The organism is Mycolicibacterium elephantis DSM 44368, assembly GCF_004014805.1.
Taxonomy (GTDB): Bacteria; Actinomycetota; Actinomycetes; order Mycobacteriales; family Mycobacteriaceae; genus Mycobacterium; species Mycobacterium elephantis.
Genome location: NZ_ATDN01000004.1, coordinates 18972 through 38387, shown reverse-complemented (window position 1 = coordinate 38387; position 19416 = coordinate 18972). Strand labels below are relative to the sequence as shown.

Here is a 19416-nt window from a genome sequence, read left to right as displayed (position 1 = left end):
GGGTTACTCCTCACCAAAGCGATCGACGAGATGAGAATTGACGCCGTCGGCGTCCAGCTTTCTGGCGACCAGATAGCCGGCACCCATCCAGGCGCGGCGCGTCCAGTTGCCGAACGAGACTCGGGTGCCCGGCGCCCCGGCGGCGGCCGGCATCATCTTGACGCGTTCGAGGGCTTCCTTGAGGCCTCGTGGGCTCAGCGGGTGGGCGTCGGTGCACGCACGCAGCAGTGCGGTGGCGACGTCGCGGTTCACCACCGGGACACAGTATTGCGGGCGGCGGCCGAACTTCTCCTGATACTTGTCGAGGAACCGCTGGCCGACGGGGTTGCCCTCGTCGTACTGGTCCACACCCGTCCATCCCATGAACGCGTTCCACATGATCGGGTTGATCCACGCGTTCTGGAACGCCGTGCTGGTGAAGCGCGGCGGATCCCAGCCGAGCGCCTCCAGTGCGGGGTTGACGAACACGATGCCGAATCCGAAGCCGGCGTGCACCACCGCCTGCGCCTTGGCTTCGTGCAGGGTCTGCACCGCCTCGGTGACATCCTGGGCCGTCTGCGCGATCGCAGCCTCGGCAACGATCCGGATTCCCTTGCGGCGGCAGGCGTTTCGAAAGTTCTCCAGATAGGTCTCGCCGATCAGCGACTGCTCCATGAGGACGCCCACCTCGGTGTGCCCGCCCTTGGCCAACAAATCCGCCCAGAAGATCGGTTCGTCGGTCAGCGATCCCTGCGGGAACGCGAAGGTCCACTCCCCCAGCCAGGCGTCACTGCCGGTGACGCTGAGGGCGGGCACCCGGAACCGTTCCTCGATGGCCTCGCGGGTCGGCACGCAGTTGTCGGTGATGTGCGGGCCGAACACCGCGAGACACCCCTCGTCGACGAGCTCGCCGTACGCGTCGATGACCGCCTTGACCGAACCCTTCGGAAGGCCCTCGACCTCCCGGTAGATGATCTCGATGGGTCGGTCGATCTCTCCGTTCTCGAAGGCTTCGGCGAAAACCAGCGCGAAGGGGTTGGACAGGTCTTCCTTCATCTCCTGCGGATACAGGTCGGGCAGCTTGAAATCCATGAGATACCCGAACTTGATCGGTTCTGCGGTGCTCTCGTAGGACATGCAACCTCCGTCGGCCGGATTAAACCTAATATTTGTTCAGACCCTAGCGAGCGCGGCTGGCAGGGTCAATCGTCTGGCGACGCGTCGTACAGGTAGACGTCGATCATCTCGAGCAGGCCGCGGGTCACCGTCGAGTCGTCGGTGAGCGGGCCCGCGATCGCAGCCCGTGCCGCCTCCCGCGGGCTCAGCCCTTCGGCGATCAGCCGGCCCGCCGCGATCAGCACCCGCGTCGAGGCGACTTCACGCAGTCCCCCCGTCTCCAGCCGCCGGATCGCCTGACCGAGCCGCACCAGCTCGGCGGCGCGATCGTGGTCGATCGCCGCCTCGTTGGCGATGATCTTCTCCTCGACGTCGGGTGTCGGGAAGCCGAATTCGATCGCGACCATCCGTTGGCGCGTCGAGTCTTTGAGATCCTTGAGCACGCTCTGATATCCCGGGTTGTATGAGACGACCAGGCAGAAGCCCGGCGCCGCGTCCAGCGTGACGCCCAGCCGTTCGATCGGCAGTTGCCTACGGTGATCCGCCAGCGGATGCAGCACCACGGTGGTGTCCTGCCGGGCCTCGACGACCTCGTCCAGATAGCAGATCGCCCCTTCGCGTACGGCGCGGGTCAGCGGCCCGTCGACCCACTCGGTGTCGCCGCCGTGCAGCAGGAACCGCCCGACGAGGTCGGCGGTGGTCAGGTCGTCGTGGCAGGAGACGGTGACCAGTGGCCGGTTCAGGTCGTGCGCCATCGCCTCGACGAAGCGGGTCTTACCGCATCCGGTCGGTCCCTTGAGCGCAATCGAGAGCCCCTGCTTGTAGGCCGCCTTGAACACCTGCTCCTCGTTGGCGACGGGCACGTAGTACGGGCGCGGGGGCTTCACCTGCATGCTTCCCTTCGCTCTCACTCGGGTCTTACGGGACCCTAACGCGGAACAGATGTTTGGTTCAACCTTTTGCCGTTGTTGACACGCCGACGCAGGTCGGCCGTGCGCAACGCCGCGCGGAACAACGGACCGATGACGTCGGCCAACTGCGCGGGTTTGGGGATGGACGCGTGTGCGGCGCTGCCGAACACCCTGGCCAGTTCACCGGAGTGGGTGGCGGCGCCGACGGTCAGGCACAGGCAGCCGATACCGTCCCGCCGAGCCTCGCTCAGTGCGCGGCGCGCGTCGGCGGCCCCGTAGATCCGTTCGTAGCCGTGGTCGTAGGCCAACCCGTCGGAGAGCACGACCAGCAGGCGGCGCGAGGTGCCCGCCTTCTCCGTGATCACCGCGGTGCCGTGGCGGATGGCCGCACCGAGGCGTGAGTAGGCGCCCGGCTTGAGACTGCCCAGGCGTCGCATCACCATCGCGTCAAGGGTGTCGTCAAACCGCTTCACCGGCACCAGGTTCACCGCCGAGCGCCCATGTGACTGGAATGCGTACAGCGCCACCCGATCTCCGAGCTCGTGTAGCGCGATCGTGAGCGCGGCCGCGGCCGCGCGCTGCTGCTCGTGCACGGTCTGCCCGAAAGTTCCCGCCTCCCCTGAGGAACCGGATACGTCGAGCAGGACGAGCACGGCCAGATCACGGCGCCTGCGCAGGCTGTCCAGATAGACGGCCTCGTCGGGCGTCGATCCCGCCAGCGTCTCCACCCGCGCCTCTACCGCGGCGTCGATGTCGATGTCGTCGCCCTGGGTCTGACGGTGGCATCGGTCCAGCCCGATGCCGAGCCGGGTCAGCGGCCGCCTCAGTGCGTGGACATCAGGCCGGGCCGGCACCGGCCCCTCCTCGATCGGGGGGTCGATCTCCTGCACCGTGCACCAGTCCGGCCGGTAGCACCGTCGGCCGACGTCCCACTCGGGATACTTGCGCCCCTTGTCCGCGGAGGCCTGAACGCCGTCGGCGTCCGCCGCACCGGCCGCGGTGGAGGTCACCGCCCCGGCTCCGCGAATACCCTTGCGGGAGCGATGGGTAGGGGTGTCTGCCCCCGGTGTGCCGCCATCGGAGAGTTTGCGCACGCTGCGCGTCATGCGCTGCAGCAGCTTGCCGAGCGCGCCGCCCCCGCCGACAGGACTGCTGAACGGATCGATCACGTCTTCGCCGTCGGCGCCTTCGTCGCCCTCGTCGAGGTCGGCCAGTGCCTTGTGCTGCTCGCGACGCGGGACGTGACCACCTGGCGCAGCCACCTGGGTGGCAGAAGCCCGCGCCGCCAACAGGTTCTTCGCCCGGATCATCCCGAAACCCGCGGGCGGATCGCCGATGTCGCGCCGTGCTCCGGCCAGCTTCAGCGATGCGGCCGCGGAATCGGTTTTTGTCGCCATGTCGAAGTCGACCAGCGAGCGGACACCGTGAGGCAGCAGGTCGTCGTTCGCCGACAGCGCCCGCTGTCCTTCGACCGCGAGGTACCGCCGGGCGAGCGCAGGACGGCGAACGAGCTTGCGTATGACCTCGGGCTCCAGTCCGCCGCTGGCCAACAGCGACGCCTGCACGGTGACCGCCTCGAGTTGGGCGGGCGCGCCGGCGGTCGGGTCGATGTATACGGTGACGCCGTCGGTCCACGCCGCCTCACCCGGCGCTGCCGGCGCGACCGCTACCGTGCGGCCGGCGAGCGCGGACGCGAGCAACGCCAGCCGCTTGGGGCCGTCGGCGTCATCGCTGACTGGGCTCTCGTCCACGCCACCTCGCTCGTTGACCAAATATCTGTTCCAACGTAAAGTCCGGCAGCACCGCAGTCAATGACCGGAGGGACGATGACGATGATCGACTTCACCGGCCAAGTCGCCGTGGTGACGGGCGCGGGACGAGGCCTCGGCCGGGTCTACGCGCTCGAGTTGGCAAGGCGCGGTGCGTCTGTCGTAGTCAACGATCTCGGCGGAAGCATGGGCGGCGACGGTGAGGACACCGCGGTCGCCGACCGGGTCGTCGACGAGATCGTCACCGCGGGAGGTGCGGCCGTCGCGTCATATGACTCGGTCGACCACCCCGCGGGCGGCGAGGCGATCGTGCGCAGCGCAGTTGACGCCTTCGGCCGGGTGGATGCGGTGATCAGCAACGCCGGAATCTTCAACTCGATCCCGTTCGATGAGCTGACGCCCGAAGACTGGCGTCGGATGCTGTCAGTTCACCTGGACGGTGCCTTCCATCTCGCCCAGCCCGCCTACCAGGTGATGAAGGCGCAGGGGTACGGCCGGTTCGTGTTCATCGCCTCCTCGGCGGCAATGTTCGGTCAGCACCTCGAGGCGCATTACGCCGCGGCCAAGGCCGGCATCGTCGGCTTGTCGAATGTGATTGCGCTCGAGGGTGAACCGCACGGGATTCGCGCCAATACCGTGCTGCCGTTCGGGCTCTCCCGGATGGTGACGGAGACCCTCGGCGATTCTCGGGCCCTCACAGAAAACGGGTTCTTCGCGGCGATTCGCCCCGAACTCGTGGCCCCGATCGTGGTGTTCCTGGCCAGCCGGGCCTGCGACTTCAGCCACCAGAACTTCTCGGCGTGCGCGGGCCGGTTCGCCCGGGTGTTCGTCGGCCTCAGCGAGGGTTGGCTCGCTCCGCGGGACAGTGATCCGACGGCCGAGGACATCGCCGCCCACATTGCGGAAGTGACGGGCACACAGCCGTTCACGATTCCCGGCTCGATCTACGAGGAAGTGTTCGAGGTCAGCCGGCGTCTCGGCGTCCCCGGCTGACGTCACTCTTTGGACGAGAGAACACGTTCACCCCGTTGACCAAAAATCTGTTCCACATTATCGTCGGCGCGTAGCAACGAGCGTGAGGAGCGCCATGGACATCGATCGGCTCCTGACGTCCACCCGGTCGGCGCGACGGTCGCTGGACCTCGACGCGCCGGTGGATCACGGCGTCGTCAAGGACTGTCTACGGATCGGGATGCAGGCCGCCAACGGATCGAACCAGCAGAGTTGGCGCTGGCTCGTGGTCGCCGATGAGGACCTGCGGCGCCGGCTCGCCGAGCTCTACCGCGACGCCTACCTGCAACGGGTCGGGGGTCAGCTGATCGCAGACCTGCTGCCCGACGATATGCCCGGCCGGAAGATCATGTCGTCCACCGAGTGGCTGGTGCAGAACATGGCAAGGGTGCCGCTACTCGTAATCCCCTGCTACGAACCGTATCTCCCCCGCGTTGACGGGGACGAATCGTTCTATCAGGCGACGCTGTACGGCTCGATCTTTCCCGCTGTGTGGAATTTCGCGCTCGCCCTGCACAGCCGCGGCTACGGGACGTGCGTGACGACGCTGCACCTGACCCACGAGAAGGCGGTGCGAGATCTGCTGCGAATTCCCGACAGTTACGTGCAGGGCTGCCTGTTACCGGTCGGACGGCTGCGACCGGGCGTCACGTTCCGCCCGGCGGAGCGACGACCCATCACGGAGGTGGTGGCCGTGGACACGTGGGAGGGGCCCTCGCTGTGAACGCACGACTGCAAGAGCTCTGCGACCGCGCGGACATCCTCGACTGCATGCAGCGCTACGCGCGAGGGATGGACCGTCGCGACCGCGAGCTGGTGCGCTCCGCCTACCACGACGACGCGATCGACGAACACATCGGCTTCGTCGGGCCTGTCGATGAGTTCATCGACTGGGCGTTCGCCTATCACCGGACCCAGACTCGCTACCAGCATTACCTGTTGAACCACACCGCCGATATCGCGGGCGATCAGGCGCACGCCGAAACTTACTACCTGTTAGTCGGAACGGACCGCGAACCGCAGAACCACCTGACCGTCAACGGCGGCCGCTATGTCGACCGTCTGGAGCGACGGCACAATCGGTGGGCGATAGCGGCACGCGTGTGCATCGTCGAGTGGCACACGGAGTCGACCTCACTGATCACCGACGAGACCATGGGTTTGTTGGCCGGCATCCTGACCGTCGCCCACGATCACACCGACGCCTCATACGATCGTCCGCTGACCGTCTCGCGGGCGCCCACCGGGTCGTGACGATGTCGGGCAGCCCGTCTACCGGCGCATTTCCGGATTGCGCGACGCCATGCGGTAGACCCGTTCTGGTAACCTTGACCAAACTTTGGGTCAGGCCGACCAAACCGGTGCACGGGAGTTGAGGTTGGAGGTGTTGTGGGGCGTCCTCGCGCGAAGACCGACCTCGCGGCGCATGCAGGCCACTCCTACGACGACGGCACCCGGCGGACCGAGATCCTGCAGACCGCCGCGTCGTTGATCGCCACGTCGGGTCTGCGCACCTCGTTGCAGGAGATCGCGGACGCCGCAGGCATTCTGCCCGGCAGCCTCTATCACCACTTCGAGTCCAAGGAAGCCATCCTCGTCGAGCTGCTCCGGCGTTACCACGACGATCTCGATCGAATCGCCGAGCAGGCCCTCAACCGGCTCGACGACCCGACCCCGCTGTCGGCCTTCGACCGGATCGTGGAGCTGGGCGCGGCGATCGCGCAGTGTGCGGTGACGCACAGCGCGGCGCTGCAGATGACGTTCTACGAGACCCCCACCTCGAACCCGGAACTGGCCGCGCTGGCCCAACAGCGTCCGGCGAAGATCCTCGAGGCGATGGTGCAGACGCTGCGCGCCGCCCGGTGGAGCGGGTACCTGCGGCCAGACGTCGACCTGCCCATCCTGGCCGACCGGATCGTTCAGTCCATGCGCCAGGTCGGGCTCGATGTCATCCGGCACAGTGCGGGCGCGGACAAGGTCGCGGCCACGCTGTGCCGAATCCTGCTGGAGGGCCTGGCCACGGTACCGCCGAGCGACGCCGAACTCGATCGGTCCGCCGCGTTCATCGCCGCCGACAACGCCGTGAAGTCGTGGATCGAGGAGAGCGAGGCCGCGCCCAACGACAAGGCCGCGCATGTCCGCGCGGTCGCCCGTGCGGAGTTCGGCCGAAAAGGCTACGAAGTCACCACGATCCGCGATATCGCCTCGGCGGCCGGCCTGGGCACCGGAACGGTGTACCGGCTGATCGGCTCGAAGGAGGAATTGCTGGCCTCGATCATGCAGTCGTTCGGCGAGAAGGTGGCCGAAGTGGGATGGACCAGCGTGCTGAACTCCGATGCGTCGACCATCGAGAAGCTCGACGGGTTGAGCTGGATCCACACCAACGCCCTCGCCCATTTCGGCGACGAGTTCAGGATTCAGCTCGCGTGGATGCGACAGTCGCCGCCCGACACCCCGAACATCGCCTGGTTGTTCACCAAGCGCGTCCGGCAGATGAAAGCTCTGCTCACCGAAGGCATCAAGTCGGGTGAGATAACGATCGACGCCCCGTCGAACGAGATGCTGGCGCGCATCGTCATCGGCCTCTCCTGGATCCCGGAGAACCTCCTGCACGATCTCGGCACCCGCGCATCCCAGATCCACGTCCGCGACACACTTCTGCGTGGCGTCATCGCGCGCTAGCCGACGACGACCGGCAACTTGCCCCAGCCCCGGACGCTCGCGGTGTGCGCCATCGCGGCGTCCTCATAGTCGACGTCCCACTCGGGCCACCGTTTCAGCATCTCCTCGAGGGCGACCCTGGCCTGCATCCGCGCCAGCGACGACCCCAGGCAGAAGTGCAGACCCTGTCCGAACGACAGATGCGATCCGGTGCGATGGATGTCGAAGCTCTCGCCGTTCGGGTAGCGCCGCTCGTCGCGGTTGGCAGAGCCGTTGAGCAACAACATCACCGAACCCTCGGGAATCTTCTGGCCGTGACTTTCGGTGTCGCGGGCGACATATCGCGCCTGCACCGGTGACGGCGCCTGATAGCGCAGCACCTCCTCGATCGCGCGGGGAAGCAACGAGAGGTCGTCGACGAGTTCGCGTCGCTGATCGGGATGCTCGGCGAGCAGCTGCGCGATGAAACCGATCAGCCGGGTGGTGGTCTCGTTACCGGCACCGGCGATCATGCTGGTGTAGGTCAGCACCTCGATTCGTGTCAGGGGCCGCAGCTCGCCGTTCTCCTCGACCTCGGCGTTGAGCAGCTGTGTCATCAAGTCGTCCGACGGGTGTTCAGCGCGCCATTCGATGTAGTCGGCGAACAACTGGTAGGCATTCTCGAACGTGGCTTCCGACACCGCCCGAAAACCGCCCTCTTTCAGCCCGATCGACGCGTCGGTGTTGTCGCGGATCTGCTGCTGGCCCTCCTCGGGAATGCCCAGCAGGTAACCGATGGTCCGCATCGGGATCAGCGCTCCGAAATCGCCGATGACGTCGAACCGCGAAGACCCGGCCAGCGAATCGAGCGCACGGACACAGAATTGGCGGGTCAGCGGCTCGACGGCCTCCATCCGCCGCGGCGTGAACACCCTCGACAACACGCGGCGGTGAAGGTCGTGAAGTGGCGGGTCCTCGAACAGGATCACCCCCGGCGGCACCTCGACTCCACTCATGATGACGTCTAGCGTGGTGCCCTTGCCCGATCGGTAGGTGTCCCAGTCGTGAAGTCCCTGCGCGACGTCGTCGTAGCGGCTCAGCGCGTAGAAGTTGTACTTCTCGTTGTAATAGAGCGGCGCCTCTTCGCGCATCCGCCTCCAGACCGGGTACGGATCGTCGTCGATGGCGAAGTCGAACGGATCGTAGTACAGATCGACGGTGCTCGCGCCGGTCATTTGTTGCTCCCTCTGGTTGTCGTCAGATCAGTGACGAAAGATTGAAAACTCATCTCGGAACACCTAAGACTTTTTCGCTGGTCAGCCGAACACGTGTCGCGGCAACGTGTTCGGCAGATCCAAGGAGCTCAGCAGGCCGGCGGGAGCATCGACCACATAGGGGATGGCGTTGACCACCCGCATCGCGGTTGCGGTCATCGCGGCATGACCCGCGCCGTGCCCCTCGGCCGCGCCGACATTCATCGCGCAGTGGATGTCGGGATCCCCGTCGATGTCGACGCGGTAGGTGGCGTCGAACTCGGATGCCGGCCAATCCGGCGCCACGTCGCGCGCCATCCGGATGATGTGCTCGACCACAATGGCTTCCCGGCCGTTGACCACACCCGCGGCGCGGGTGCTCACCGCACCGCACGTCCCGGCCTCGATCGTGCCGAAGGCGACCTCGATGTCCCTGTCCGTCAGGCGCCGGTCCAGGGTGCCGCGGACCTCCTCGACCTCGACGCCGAGGCCTGCCGCCATCAGGTGAATCGGGGCCCGCCAAGCCATTTCGATGAAGCCCGGCGTCTTCAGCAGCGGTTCGAAGTCGAGCGGATGGCCGAAGCCCATGCCGTTCATCATGATGTCGGCCACCGGATAGTGGTCGTTGAGCGCGATCTCGCTGACCTTGAGGCATCGGATCGTCTTCGACTGGGTCGCGAGGAGCAGCGCCAGCTGGTCAGAGCCGAACCCGGGAAAGATGCCGGAGGCGTAAAGGGAGGCGTTGCCCGCCGTGGCCGCCTTCTCCAGCTGATCGCGCCATTCCGGCGAATAATACGCGGGCGGATAGACCAGCGTCGTCGACGTCGTCGATACGACGTTGATCCCGGCTTCGAGCAACTTGAGGTAGTCCGGCACGGCACCGGCATCGCGTTCCGGCCCGCTTGCGGCGTACACCACGCAGTCGGGCGCCAAGGCGATGAGCGCGTCGGCGTCGTTGGTCGCCGCCACCCCGACCGGGCTACCGCCGGCCAACTCCCCGGCGTCTCTGCCGATCTTCTCTTCGGAGTGCACCCACACGCCGACGAGTTCCAGGTCGGGTCTGCGCCGGATCGCGTCGATCGCGATCGACCCCACACCCCCGGTCGACCAGACCACGATTCGCAGCGGTGAGCTCACGAGTCCTCCTGTCGTTCATCGGCGTTCGTACGCGGTCACGACGCGTTCGACGTCGGGCCAGGCGATCGGAATGTCGCCGCGGTGGCCATCGAGCTCGCGTCCGGGAGGGCACGCCGCCCGACTATAACCTAAATTTTGTTCTCTCCCGCGAAATAATAGTGGATACTATTCTCGATCGTTATAGTCGTACCGACGCATCTGGGCGCTCCCACAAGGAGGGGTGATGGCAGACGGTACGTACCGCGTGGTGGTGTGGTCGACGGGTGGCATCGGCGCGATCGCCATCCGCGCCCTCGGCCGGCGCCCGAATCTGGACCTCGTCGGCGTGTGGGTGCACTCCCCTGACAAGGACGGCAAGGACGCGGGCGAACTGACCAACGGGGATCCGATCGGGGTCAAAGCCACCACCGATGCCGATGCGTTGATCGCGCTGGCGCCCGACTGCGTCATCTACGCGGCCAGCGGACCCGAGCGGGACGCGCTGGCGATCCCGGACTACGTCAAACTGCTCAGCGCAGGCATCAACGTCGTGACGACGAGCACCACCCGTCTGGTCAACCCGCATGCATACGAACCCGCCGAGTGGCGCGACCAGCTCACGACCGCGGCAAAGGACGGCCAGGTGTCGCTGTACGCGTCGGGCATCGAACCGGGGTTTGCCGCCGACTACCTGCCGCTCGTATTGTCGACGCAGTCGAGTCAGATCGAGAAGATCTACGCCAACGAGATCGCGCTGTACGACGACTACGGCGTGACCGACATCATGAGCGACGCAATGGGATTCGGCCGGCCCCTGGACTACGACCCGTGGATCGCCATCCCCGGCGCGATCGCCGGCGAGTGGCAGGGACAGATCCGCATGATGGCCGAAGCGCTCGGCGTCGAGGTGACCGAAGTGCGGGAGAAGTTCGATCGACGGGTGACCGATCGCACGCTCGAAGTCGCGATGGGCACCGTCGAGGCGGGCACCTGCGGCGCGCTGCGGATGCAGGCCATCGGCGTGGTCGACGGGGTGGAAGCGATCGTGATCGAACATGTCACCCGGCTCGCGCCCGACGTGGCGCCCGACTGGCCGCAGGGCCACGGTGACCTGTCGTACCGGGTGGTGATCACCGGCCAACCGGATATCGAGTGCACGCTCACGCCCACGATCCGTGACCGCAAGAAGGCCGCCATCGAACACATGACCTCCGGCGCCGGGGCCATGGTCGCCACCGCGATGCGGGTGGTCAACGCGGTGCCGTACGTCGTGGAGGCCCCACCGGGATTGCTCAGTTCGGTCGACCTGCCGTTGACGATCCCGCAGCACGCGTTCAATCCACGCGGGTGAGCGTGAACGGCATCTCGATGTCGAGGACCTTGTTGAAACCACAAGCACCGCTTGGTCCTTCGGTTCTGTCCCAGCCCACGTACTGACCGGGAACCGCGGGATAGCCGACCCAGAACGTGAAGGTCTGCGTTCCCGGGTACGCGGTGCCGTCGAAGCACGGCTCCCAGTTCTCGATGGTGTGGCTGACCTTCCAACGCCCGCTCAGGTAGACCAGCTCGCCGCTCCAGCCGTGGTCGCTGACGACCCGTCCGGTGCAGTCCTGGTAGGTGGTGCAAGTGGACGTGATGGTCCATGTCTGGTGCACGCTCTTCTCGTCGTGGCGGGAGTCGTTGGTCCTGGCCAAGCGGCCGTCGGAGAACGCGGCGTAGGTGCCGTTGATCGCGATCTCGTCGGCCGCGCCGGCGGGCGGTGCGGTGCACGCCGCCCCGATCGCGATCGCCATCGCAGCGACGATGACCGCGCGATGCTCCATCATCGGCCTCCTTGATACAGCAGGTCCTGCCAGCTCTTCGGGGGGTCGACGAGGTCGGTCTGGCGGCCGACGGCGCCATCGGGGGTGGAGAACTGGCCGGTCTGTGGGTCGTAGTGTGCGATCGCCACCGACGGGCTGGGGGCAGCAGCCTTGGCGCCGAAGGAGTTCGGCGTCACCGGGGTGGCGGCTGCGGGCGGTGAGTCCTGCGGTGGCGGGGTGCCCTCGATCGGGGCGTAGATGTTGTCGTTGATGGTCACCCGGTTGTCGGGCGGGACACCCTGGGCGATCAGGTTCGGATCGATCGGAGCCGGTCCAAGGGTGTGCTCTCGCATGGCCAGTGGTCGATAGGGCTCGTCGCCGTAGCAGATCTCCACCGTGGGGGCGCGCTTTCCCGGCACCCCCATACACGGTGCGTTGCGTGCTCCCCTGACCACGACCGGCGAGTCCTGCGGGAGCTTGCAGTAGACGCCGTCCGGAGTGTCGATCGTGGTGGTGTCTTCGGGGCTGCGCCACGACGACGGCGGCAGGAACCCCACCGTGCACGGGTTCGGATCGGCGATCTGAATCCGAAAGTCACCCAACGGGATCCCCGTGGGGTTGTTCTCCGGCGCCGAGGCCAACGTGTTGGCCACGAACGGCGGTAACAACACCAGAACCTGTTCCAGCGACGGCCGATAGGTCACCGCTACCTGGCCGAAGGTCGTGAGGTTGGCCAGCAGCACCGGCAGGGTCGGCTTGATCTGGTCGAGCAGCTGCGAGACCTCGGAGGCCGCACCGGGTCCCTCCTCAAGCAGCGTGCGTATCTGCGGGTCGTCGGTCACCACCTGGCCGGTGATGCCCGCCAGGCTCCGCGCCCACACCTCCAACGCGTCGGTGGTCTGCGCCTGGGAATTCAGCAGGGGCCGCGTATCGTCGACCAGCGTGGCCGACCGCTGGGCCACGGAGTTGAGATCGCCTGAGATCTTCGACGAGGAGTCGACCAGCGAGCCCATTTCGTAGCCGGTCTCGCCGAACGCGGTGAACGATTCGTCGATCAGCTTGCTCAAGCTGTCTTTCGGGACACTGTCGAGCAGGGCGCTGACCTGATCGAGCATCGGGCTGACCTGCTGCGGAACCTTGGTGTCGGCCATGCTGATGACCGAACCGTCCTGTAGGTACGGCGGCGAGTCGGTGCGCGGCAGCAGCTCGACGTACTGCTCACCGACCGCGGACACGCTGCGCACCTCGGCCACCAGATCGGCGGGGATCTTCGGTGAGGTGTCCAGCGAGAGGGTCGCGGTGGCACGGCTTCGCGACACGTCCATCGCCGTCACCTTGCCGATCTGGACGCCCCGGTAGGTCACGTTGGCGAAGCGGTACAGGCCGCCCGAAGCGGGAAGTTCCAGCTTCACGGTGAGCCGCCCGACGCCGAGCAGCGTCGGTGCCTGCAGGTAGCCGAACGCCATCACCAGGACACCGATGATCGAGGCGATCGTGAAGATCACCAACTGAATCCGCACCATCCGCGACAGCATCAGCCACCGCCCCCGGGTTCCCACGGCGCCGGAGGGGCGTTCGGAATCGGGCCGAACGGCGGTGAGGTGCCGACACCCAACGGGAACTTCGTGTAGTAGGCGTCGTAGCCGGGGTCGCCCGGCGCGGGAACCAGTGAGGCCCGGTCCTGACCGAGCCGAGTTCCGAGGAGCAGACCCCGCTTGATCCGCGCGTTGGTGAGATCGACTGTCACGAACAGGTTCATGTAATCGCCGCGGACACCGCGGTCGATGAGATTCTGCGTCAGCGGGAACGTCGGGAGGTAGGCCAGCGCGCTGTCGATCTCTGGGCCGACGTCGGCCAACGCACGCAATGTCGGCTCGAGGTTCTGCAGGTTCCTCACCAGATCGGCCTGCGTGTCGTTGACCAGCCCGGTGACCGTGTCGCTGAACTCCCCCAACCGCTGTAGCGCCGTGGTGAACCTCTCCCGTTCGGTGAGCAGGACGTCCAGCGCCGGCGGAATCCTGTTCAGCGCCAGGGTGAGCACCTCTTGCTGACCGCCGAGCCGCTCGGCGAACCGGTTCATCTCGTGGATGGTCGCGATGATGTCGTCGCGCTGCTCGTACAGGGTGCCGACGAACGTGTCGAGCCGGGTGATGAGATCGCGTACCACGTCGCGCCGGCCCGATAGGGCGGCGTTGAAATTGCTGATGATGTCACCGATCTGGCCGAGACCGCCACCATTGACCACGGCGGCGAGCGCGGACAGTGTCCGTTCGGTCGACGGATATGTCGAGGAATCGTTCAAACCGATTGTCGCACCGGGTGACAAGCGGCCGCTCGGGGCTACGCCCGCCGGCGGATCCAGCGCCACGTGCATCGATCCCAACAGGCTGGTCTGTCCCACGGTCGCCACCGCGTTGGCGGGCACCACGACATCCGGCTGCACCGACACCTCGAGGTCGACATGCCAGCCGTGCAACGTCATCCTGCCGACGCTGCCGACGACGACGTCGTCGATCATCACCGGTGAATTGGATTCCAGTGTCCCGATGTTGGCCAGCTCGAGGTGGTACACGTGTGCATCGGGGCCGCGCCCAACGGCCCCGGGCAATGGCAGCGAGTTGACCCCGTCGAACGCGCATCCGGTGGCGGTCAACACCACGGTCAGACCGACGGCCAACGTCTGCCGCGCCGCGCGCACACCGATCATGGCGGGGTCCCGTCGTTCGGCGGCGACGGCGACGGTGGCGCCGCGTCCTGACCCGGTGACAGCTCGGCCGGCAACAGCATGTCGTGCAGTGTCGGCGGCCCGGAAGGCGGCGTGGGCCCCGCCGCGGGCAGGCCGTAGCCGGGCGGTGGCGGTACATCGCCGGCGCCGGTGTACGCCGAGACGGCCGGTGGGGGCTCCGACGGCCCCGGCGGGGGTCCGCCGGCCCCGGGCATCAGGCCCGGCTCGCTGTAGCGCAGCATGTACGGCGGCGGGTTGGCGCCCAACAGGAAGCTGAACGGAAACGGCAGGTTGTTGAAGTTCGCCAGGCGTAACCCGGGACCCAGGTACTGCGAGCAGAGTTTGGAGGTCGTCGGGGCGGTGACGTTTTGGAGCGCCCCGATCATTCCGCAGATGAACCAGTCCGGATTGGCCATGTTGTTCAGCACGAACACTCCGCTGGCCGCTCCGGTACGCGGGTCGAACATGTTGACTGTGTTGGCGATCGAGTGCGGGGCGATGTGCAGCACGTTCTCCAGCCCCATGCGGTGCTCGGCGAGGTTCTGCACGACGTTGGCCAGCCGCTGAATCTGCTCCGACGTCTTGTCCCGGGTGTCGTGCACGAATCGTGTTGTCTCGCCGACGACCTCGGACAGGTTCTTCAGCGCCGCATCCAGTTCCGACCTGCTGTCGTTGACGACGCTGGTCAGCGTGGCGAACCCGTTCTGAAACCGCACGATCTGGTCGTTGCTGTCGCGCAGCGCGGTGACGAAGGTCTGCAGATTGGTGATCGTGTCGACGATGTTGCCGCCGCCCTCGGCGAGGATCCGGCCCACCCCCGACAGTTGCTCGAGTGCGCGGCGCAGCTTCTCGCCGTTGCCGTCCATGGCCGCGGCCGCGCTGTCGATGAACCCGCCGACCGAACCCGTCGCATTTCCGGCGTCGCCGCCGGGCCCCAATTCCGTTGCCAACCGCATCAGTTGCTCTTTGACCTCGTTCCACTCCACCGGCACCGCCGTGCGCTCGACGGGAATCACTGCCCCGTCTCGCATGGCCGGCCCCGACTCGTATGCGGGTGTGAGTTGGACGTAGCGCGCCGAGACGAGGTTCTGGGCGACGATGACCGCTTTGGCGTCGGCCGGCACCGTGATGCCGTGTCGGACGGAAAGCGTCATCTTCGCCTGCGTTCCGATCGGCTCGATCGATTCGATGGAGCCCACCTTCACGCCGGCGATGCGGACCTCGTCACCGGGATAGATCGCGGTGGCGGTGGTGAAGTGGGCGATGATCACGGTGGGCCGAAACAGGTTGTGCGCGATGAGGACGCCCGATCCGCACACGAGCAGCGCGGCCAGCGTCACCACCAGGCCCATTCGCACACCACGGCCGCGGATCATCGCGGTGGCTCCCCCCACTGCTCCCAGGGTTGCGGAATGCCGTTGTACGGGAAAGGAAGCTCTGCGCGCGGACCGACGTTGTCGGGCGGCTGTCCTGCGTCGACCCCTCGCCGGAACCCGAACGCGTAGTCCAGCCACGGCTGCAGCAGCTGGCCGAACATGATGTTGGGGATATAGGCCTGGTAGTACGGTCCGTTGCCGATGGTCTCACCAAGGGTGATCTGGAACTTCGCCAGCCCGGGAAGGGCTTTCGCGATGTTGTCGCGGTTCTTCTCCAGAATCGAGGTGACGCCGTTGAGTTTGTCCAGCGTGGGCGCGAGCTCCTGTTCGTTTTCGCGGATCAGGCCGGTCATCTGCTTCGACAGTGCCGAGGTGTGCGCCAGCAGCTCGACGATGGCGCGCCGGCGCTCCGACAGCACCGCCACCAGGTCGTTGGCGTTGAGAATCAGCGAGTTCACCTGCGCGCTGCGGTCCGAGAGGATCCGTGTGACGTCGGCGCCGTTCGCGAGCAGGTCGCCCAGCGTGTCGTCGCGTTCATTGATCGCCCGTGACAACCGCGTCACTCCGTCGAAGGTCGGACCTAGTTGTGGCGCAACCTGGTTCAGTGTCGCCGACAGGGTGTCCAGCGACTGGTTCAACGCGGCGGTGTCGGTGCCCGCGGTGTTGGTGGTCAGCTCGCTGACGGCTTCGGTCAGCGAGTAGGGCGACGCCGTGCGCGACACCGGAATGACGTCCATCGGCTTCATCGTTCCATCGCCGTCGGACTCCAGGGTCAGGACGCGCTCGCCCAACAGGGTGCCGGTGCGCACGTGCGCGGTGGTGGCCGACCCGAGCGGCACGGTTCCGTCGACGGTGAAGGTCACCACGGCATTGCGTCCGTGCAGCGCAACGCCGGAGACGGTGCCGACCTTCATCCCCGAGATCGTCACTTCGTTGCCGGGCGTGAGGCCGCCGGCGTCGGCGAACTGCGCCTGATACCTGATCGAGGTCGCCCAGGACACCAGCCGTTCGGGCGCGAGGCCGACGGCGACGACGAGGACGATCAGGACGGCGCCCAGAAAGCCCGCCCGAATCAGATGTGCGCCTCGATATTTGCGCATCAGGGCTCGGTGCACCTCCCGTTCTCCTGTTTGAGCCACGGGAAGACCGCGGTCCGACCCTGCAGATCGGTCACCCGCCACTTCAGCTCGCAGATGTAGTAGTTGAAGAAGCTGCCGTAGGAACCGGTGCGCACCAGCTTGCGGTAGTTCTCCGGGGCCTTCTGCAGGCTGGTGTCGAGCCGGTCCTTCTCAGCGTCGAGGTGGGTGGCCAGCGTGCTCAGTTCGTCGACCGTGCCTGCCAGCGGCGCACGTGTTTCGGCCATCAGGTCGGCGACCGATGCCGTGCCGTTGTTCAGCGCTTCGATGGCCCTACCGATCGGATCGCGTTCGGCGGCAAGCTGGGTGACCAGAGCTTCGAGTTGTCCGATCGTGTCGGAGAACTTGTCGCCCTCCTTGGTCAGGGTGGCCAGCAGCGTGCGAAGGTTGTCGATCAGCGCCTGGATGGTCTCGTTGTGCTCGGCCAACGCCGCGGTGAAGCCCGACGTGCCGGAGAACAGCGACTGCAGCGTGTTCTCCTGGCCCTGAAAGATCTCGATGATGGAAGCCGACAGTGCGTTGACATCCTGTGGGTTGAGTCCGCGCAGAACGGGTTTGAGCCCGCCGAGGAGCAGGTCCAGATCCAGCGCGGACTGAGTTCGGTCCTTGGAGATCTGGCCGCCGGGCGGCAGCGGAGCGCCTCCGGACCCCTCGATCAACTCCAGATAGCGGTCGCCGACCAGGTTGAGATAGCGCACCGCCGCCTTGGTCGAGGTGGTCATCGCCACGTCGGGATCCGTCTCGAAGGTGACAACCACCGATTTGTCTCGTTGTAGCTCAACGCTGTTCACCGTGCCGACCCGCATGCCTGCGACCCGCACCGACTCTCCCGGCTCGAGCCGGGAGACGTCGGCGAACACCGCCGAATATCCCTTCCGCGAACCGGTTTGATACTGGCCGAAGATGAAGAACAACGACGCGGTGAGCAGGCTCATCACCACCGCGAAGATCCCGAACTTGACGAGCGTAGGACGAAACGATCGCATCATCCGGGTTGGCCGATCTGGGCGGTGTTGCGGGGCGGCCCGGAGATCTCGGTGTCGCCGAACATGATCTGCTTGATCAGGTCGGAGTTGAGCACCACCCCCGGATAGGTCCGTCGCCAGGGATTGGTCCCGGTGTCGGCGACGACGTACGGTGGGACCGCTTCAAACGGCGGCTTCGGCAGCCCGGTGCACTGGGGACCGCCCTCCGCCCCGGCCTTGGGCAGGTCCTGCGGATAGCGGTAGCGCTCCTGGCCCCACAGGAACCCGGCCAGCACCACCACGCCGGGTTGCTTCAACGGGGGTCGGTGTGTTGCCTCCACCATTCCGGCAAGCCCGCACCACAGCGCCTGGTTGTACTCGTTGAACAGGTCGGTGGTCGGCACCAGCAGACGAAGGACGTCGGTGAGCGCGTTGCGGTTCTCGCCCAGCACCTGATTTCCGATGTCCGCCAGGCCGGTCACGCTCACCAACGCCGCGTCCAGGTTCGACTGCTCCTCGACGATCGAGTCGCTGATCCGCGTGGCGTTCTCGGCGATCGTGACGAACTCGGGCGTCGCATCGGCATAGGCCCGCAGCACGCCGGGTGCGGCCTGCAGGTCGGCCCGAAGTGCAGGCAGGCTTCCTTCGAGACCGGCCAGATAGGCGTCCAGGTCCGAGAGCATCTGGCCGAACTTCTCACCGCGGCCGCTGACCGCCGTGGCGATCGCAGCCAGGGTGGCGTTGAGCTTGGCGGGCTCGACTTGCGACAACACCGAGGTCAGCTGCTCGAATACGGAGTTGACCTCGACCATGACGTGACGTGCGTCGACGACCTGACCGGCCTGCAGCGACTCCTCGGACGGGTCATCGGGAAAGACGAACTGCACCTGCTTGGCGCCGAACACCGTCGGCGACGCGATATCGACGAGCGCGTTGGCGGGTATCGCCTCCAACCGCGAAGGATCCATGTCCAGGTGAATGGCCGCCGCTTCGCCCGGCAGCTCTTCGATCGCCGCGACCGTGCCCACCTGCACACCGCGGACCTTGACCTTGGCGTCGGGGTTCATCACCAGGCCGGCTCGCTGGGTGAGCACCGTGACGGGGACGGAATCAGTGAAGCCGCCGCGGAAGAGGTTCGCCGCCAACACAACTACCACCGCGGCCACGACGATGGCTACCAAACCAACCAGTGGACGCAGCAGCGTTCGTGTCATCGATCGCCTCCGCACCAGGGACGCATCAGGTAGCGCCACGGCGTTCGGTTCGACAAGCGGGTCGCACCCCCATCGCGCGTTCGACGACGGTGCAGCACTTTACGCCGGAACATATCTTTGGGTCAACGTCTTCTTCGGTCGACAGCGCGCCCTGCCTCGGTGATCAGCCCCGACAAGCTGTTCGTACCATCTGCGGTGTTTGCTGTACAGTCTTTTCGCTCGATTCGATGCAGGTATACAACCATGACAAGACAGATTGCGGTTTTCTGTCTTGCGGATGAAACGTCTCGTCGACCCATGTCCGACATGCCTCAGGGCGCGCGTAAGCCACCCACACGGAGCAAACGTTAGGTCATCGTCAGATGGAGGGCGTGCCGGACGGCCCGAGAAGGACCTTCCCACT

The 19416-nt window shown here is 66.3% G+C and carries 17 protein-coding genes; 5 read left to right on the top strand and 12 right to left on the bottom strand.

The annotated features are described in order from the left end of the window. Positions 1 to 3: 3 nt before the first annotated feature. The 3 genes from MELE44368_RS04355 to MELE44368_RS04345 form a co-directional block, all read right to left on the bottom strand. Positions 4 to 1116, bottom strand: coding sequence for an ABC transporter substrate-binding protein (locus tag MELE44368_RS04355; RefSeq protein WP_128107370.1), 1113 nt, complete (start codon positions 1114 to 1116; stop codon positions 4 to 6). A gap of 65 nt (positions 1117 to 1181) precedes the next feature. After that, positions 1182 to 1988, bottom strand: a complete 807-nt coding sequence (locus MELE44368_RS04350; RefSeq protein ID WP_128107369.1) for a CbbQ/NirQ/NorQ/GpvN family protein — start codon at positions 1986 to 1988, stop codon at positions 1182 to 1184. 35 nt (positions 1989 to 2023) lie between these two features. Next, complete coding sequence (locus tag MELE44368_RS04345) at positions 2024 to 3757, bottom strand: nitric oxide reductase activation protein NorD (RefSeq protein ID WP_128107368.1); 1734 nt, start codon at positions 3755 to 3757, stop codon at positions 2024 to 2026. An 81-nt stretch (positions 3758 to 3838) separates the two neighbouring features. Between MELE44368_RS04345 and MELE44368_RS04340 the strand changes: the two genes are divergently transcribed. The 4 genes from MELE44368_RS04340 (at position 3839) to MELE44368_RS04325 (ending at position 7468) form a co-directional block, all read left to right on the top strand. Further along, the gene (locus MELE44368_RS04340) at positions 3839 to 4768 is read left to right on the top strand and encodes an SDR family NAD(P)-dependent oxidoreductase (protein ID WP_128107479.1); all 930 of its coding nucleotides are present in this window, start codon (positions 3839 to 3841) and stop codon (positions 4766 to 4768) included. A gap of 94 nt (positions 4769 to 4862) precedes the next feature. Then, positions 4863 to 5510 (top strand): nitroreductase family protein, encoded by a 648-nt coding sequence (locus MELE44368_RS04335; RefSeq protein ID WP_128107367.1) that lies wholly within the window; start codon positions 4863 to 4865, stop codon positions 5508 to 5510. Continuing rightward, entirely contained in the window at positions 5507 to 6040 is a 534-nt protein-coding gene (locus tag MELE44368_RS04330) for a nuclear transport factor 2 family protein (protein WP_241566478.1), read from the top strand. Before MELE44368_RS04335 ends, MELE44368_RS04330 begins: the two co-directional genes overlap by 4 nt. A gap of 135 nt (positions 6041 to 6175) precedes the next feature. Continuing rightward, entirely contained in the window at positions 6176 to 7468 is a 1293-nt protein-coding gene (locus tag MELE44368_RS04325) for a TetR/AcrR family transcriptional regulator (RefSeq protein WP_128107366.1), read from the top strand. Here the strand turns inward: MELE44368_RS04325 and MELE44368_RS04320 are convergent. Next, a complete protein-coding gene (locus MELE44368_RS04320; protein WP_128107365.1) occupies positions 7465 to 8661 on the bottom strand; it encodes a cytochrome P450 in 1197 nt (398 codons plus the stop codon). The two genes, MELE44368_RS04325 and MELE44368_RS04320, sit on opposite strands and share 4 nt — an antisense overlap. A gap of 81 nt (positions 8662 to 8742) precedes the next feature. Next, positions 8743 to 9816 (bottom strand): NAD(P)H-dependent amine dehydrogenase family protein, encoded by a 1074-nt coding sequence (locus MELE44368_RS04315; RefSeq protein WP_128107364.1) that lies wholly within the window; start codon positions 9814 to 9816, stop codon positions 8743 to 8745. A gap of 223 nt (positions 9817 to 10039) precedes the next feature. Here MELE44368_RS04315 and MELE44368_RS04310 point away from each other — a divergent pair, with 223 nt between their 5' ends. Then, complete coding sequence (locus MELE44368_RS04310) at positions 10040 to 11146, top strand: NAD(P)H-dependent amine dehydrogenase family protein (protein ID WP_128107363.1); 1107 nt, start codon at positions 10040 to 10042, stop codon at positions 11144 to 11146. Here MELE44368_RS04310 and MELE44368_RS04305 read toward each other — a convergent pair. Genes MELE44368_RS04305 through MELE44368_RS04275 form a run of 7 tightly spaced genes read right to left on the bottom strand, consistent with a single transcriptional unit; the run spans position 11130 to position 19013 of the window. Further along, positions 11130 to 11618, bottom strand: a complete 489-nt coding sequence (locus tag MELE44368_RS04305; RefSeq protein WP_128107477.1) for an Rv2253/PknI dimerization domain-containing protein — start codon at positions 11616 to 11618, stop codon at positions 11130 to 11132. The two genes, MELE44368_RS04310 and MELE44368_RS04305, sit on opposite strands and share 17 nt — an antisense overlap. After that, entirely contained in the window at positions 11618 to 13132 is a 1515-nt protein-coding gene (locus tag MELE44368_RS04300; protein ID WP_128107476.1) for an MCE family protein, read from the bottom strand. The genes MELE44368_RS04305 and MELE44368_RS04300 overlap by 1 nt, the downstream gene beginning before the upstream one ends. Continuing rightward, positions 13132 to 14304 carry an MCE family protein gene (locus MELE44368_RS04295; RefSeq protein WP_128107362.1) on the bottom strand — a complete coding sequence of 391 codons (1173 nt, stop codon included), beginning with the start codon at positions 14302 to 14304 and terminating at the stop codon, positions 13132 to 13134. The genes MELE44368_RS04300 and MELE44368_RS04295 overlap by 1 nt, the downstream gene beginning before the upstream one ends. Then, the gene (locus MELE44368_RS04290; RefSeq protein ID WP_128107475.1) at positions 14301 to 15698 is read right to left on the bottom strand and encodes an MCE family protein; all 1398 of its coding nucleotides are present in this window, start codon (positions 15696 to 15698) and stop codon (positions 14301 to 14303) included. Before MELE44368_RS04290 ends, MELE44368_RS04295 begins: the two co-directional genes overlap by 4 nt. Then, positions 15695 to 16798, bottom strand: coding sequence for an MCE family protein (locus MELE44368_RS04285; RefSeq protein ID WP_128107361.1), 1104 nt, complete (start codon positions 16796 to 16798; stop codon positions 15695 to 15697). Before MELE44368_RS04285 ends, MELE44368_RS04290 begins: the two co-directional genes overlap by 4 nt. Continuing rightward, positions 16798 to 17820: an MCE family protein gene (locus MELE44368_RS04280; RefSeq protein WP_409366097.1), complete on the bottom strand. Its 1023-nt coding sequence runs from the start codon at positions 17818 to 17820 to the stop codon at positions 16798 to 16800. The genes MELE44368_RS04285 and MELE44368_RS04280 overlap by 1 nt, the downstream gene beginning before the upstream one ends. Next, positions 17820 to 19013, bottom strand: coding sequence for an MCE family protein (locus tag MELE44368_RS04275; protein ID WP_128107359.1), 1194 nt, complete (start codon positions 19011 to 19013; stop codon positions 17820 to 17822). Before MELE44368_RS04275 ends, MELE44368_RS04280 begins: the two co-directional genes overlap by 1 nt. Positions 19014 to 19416: the final 403 nt, after the last annotated feature.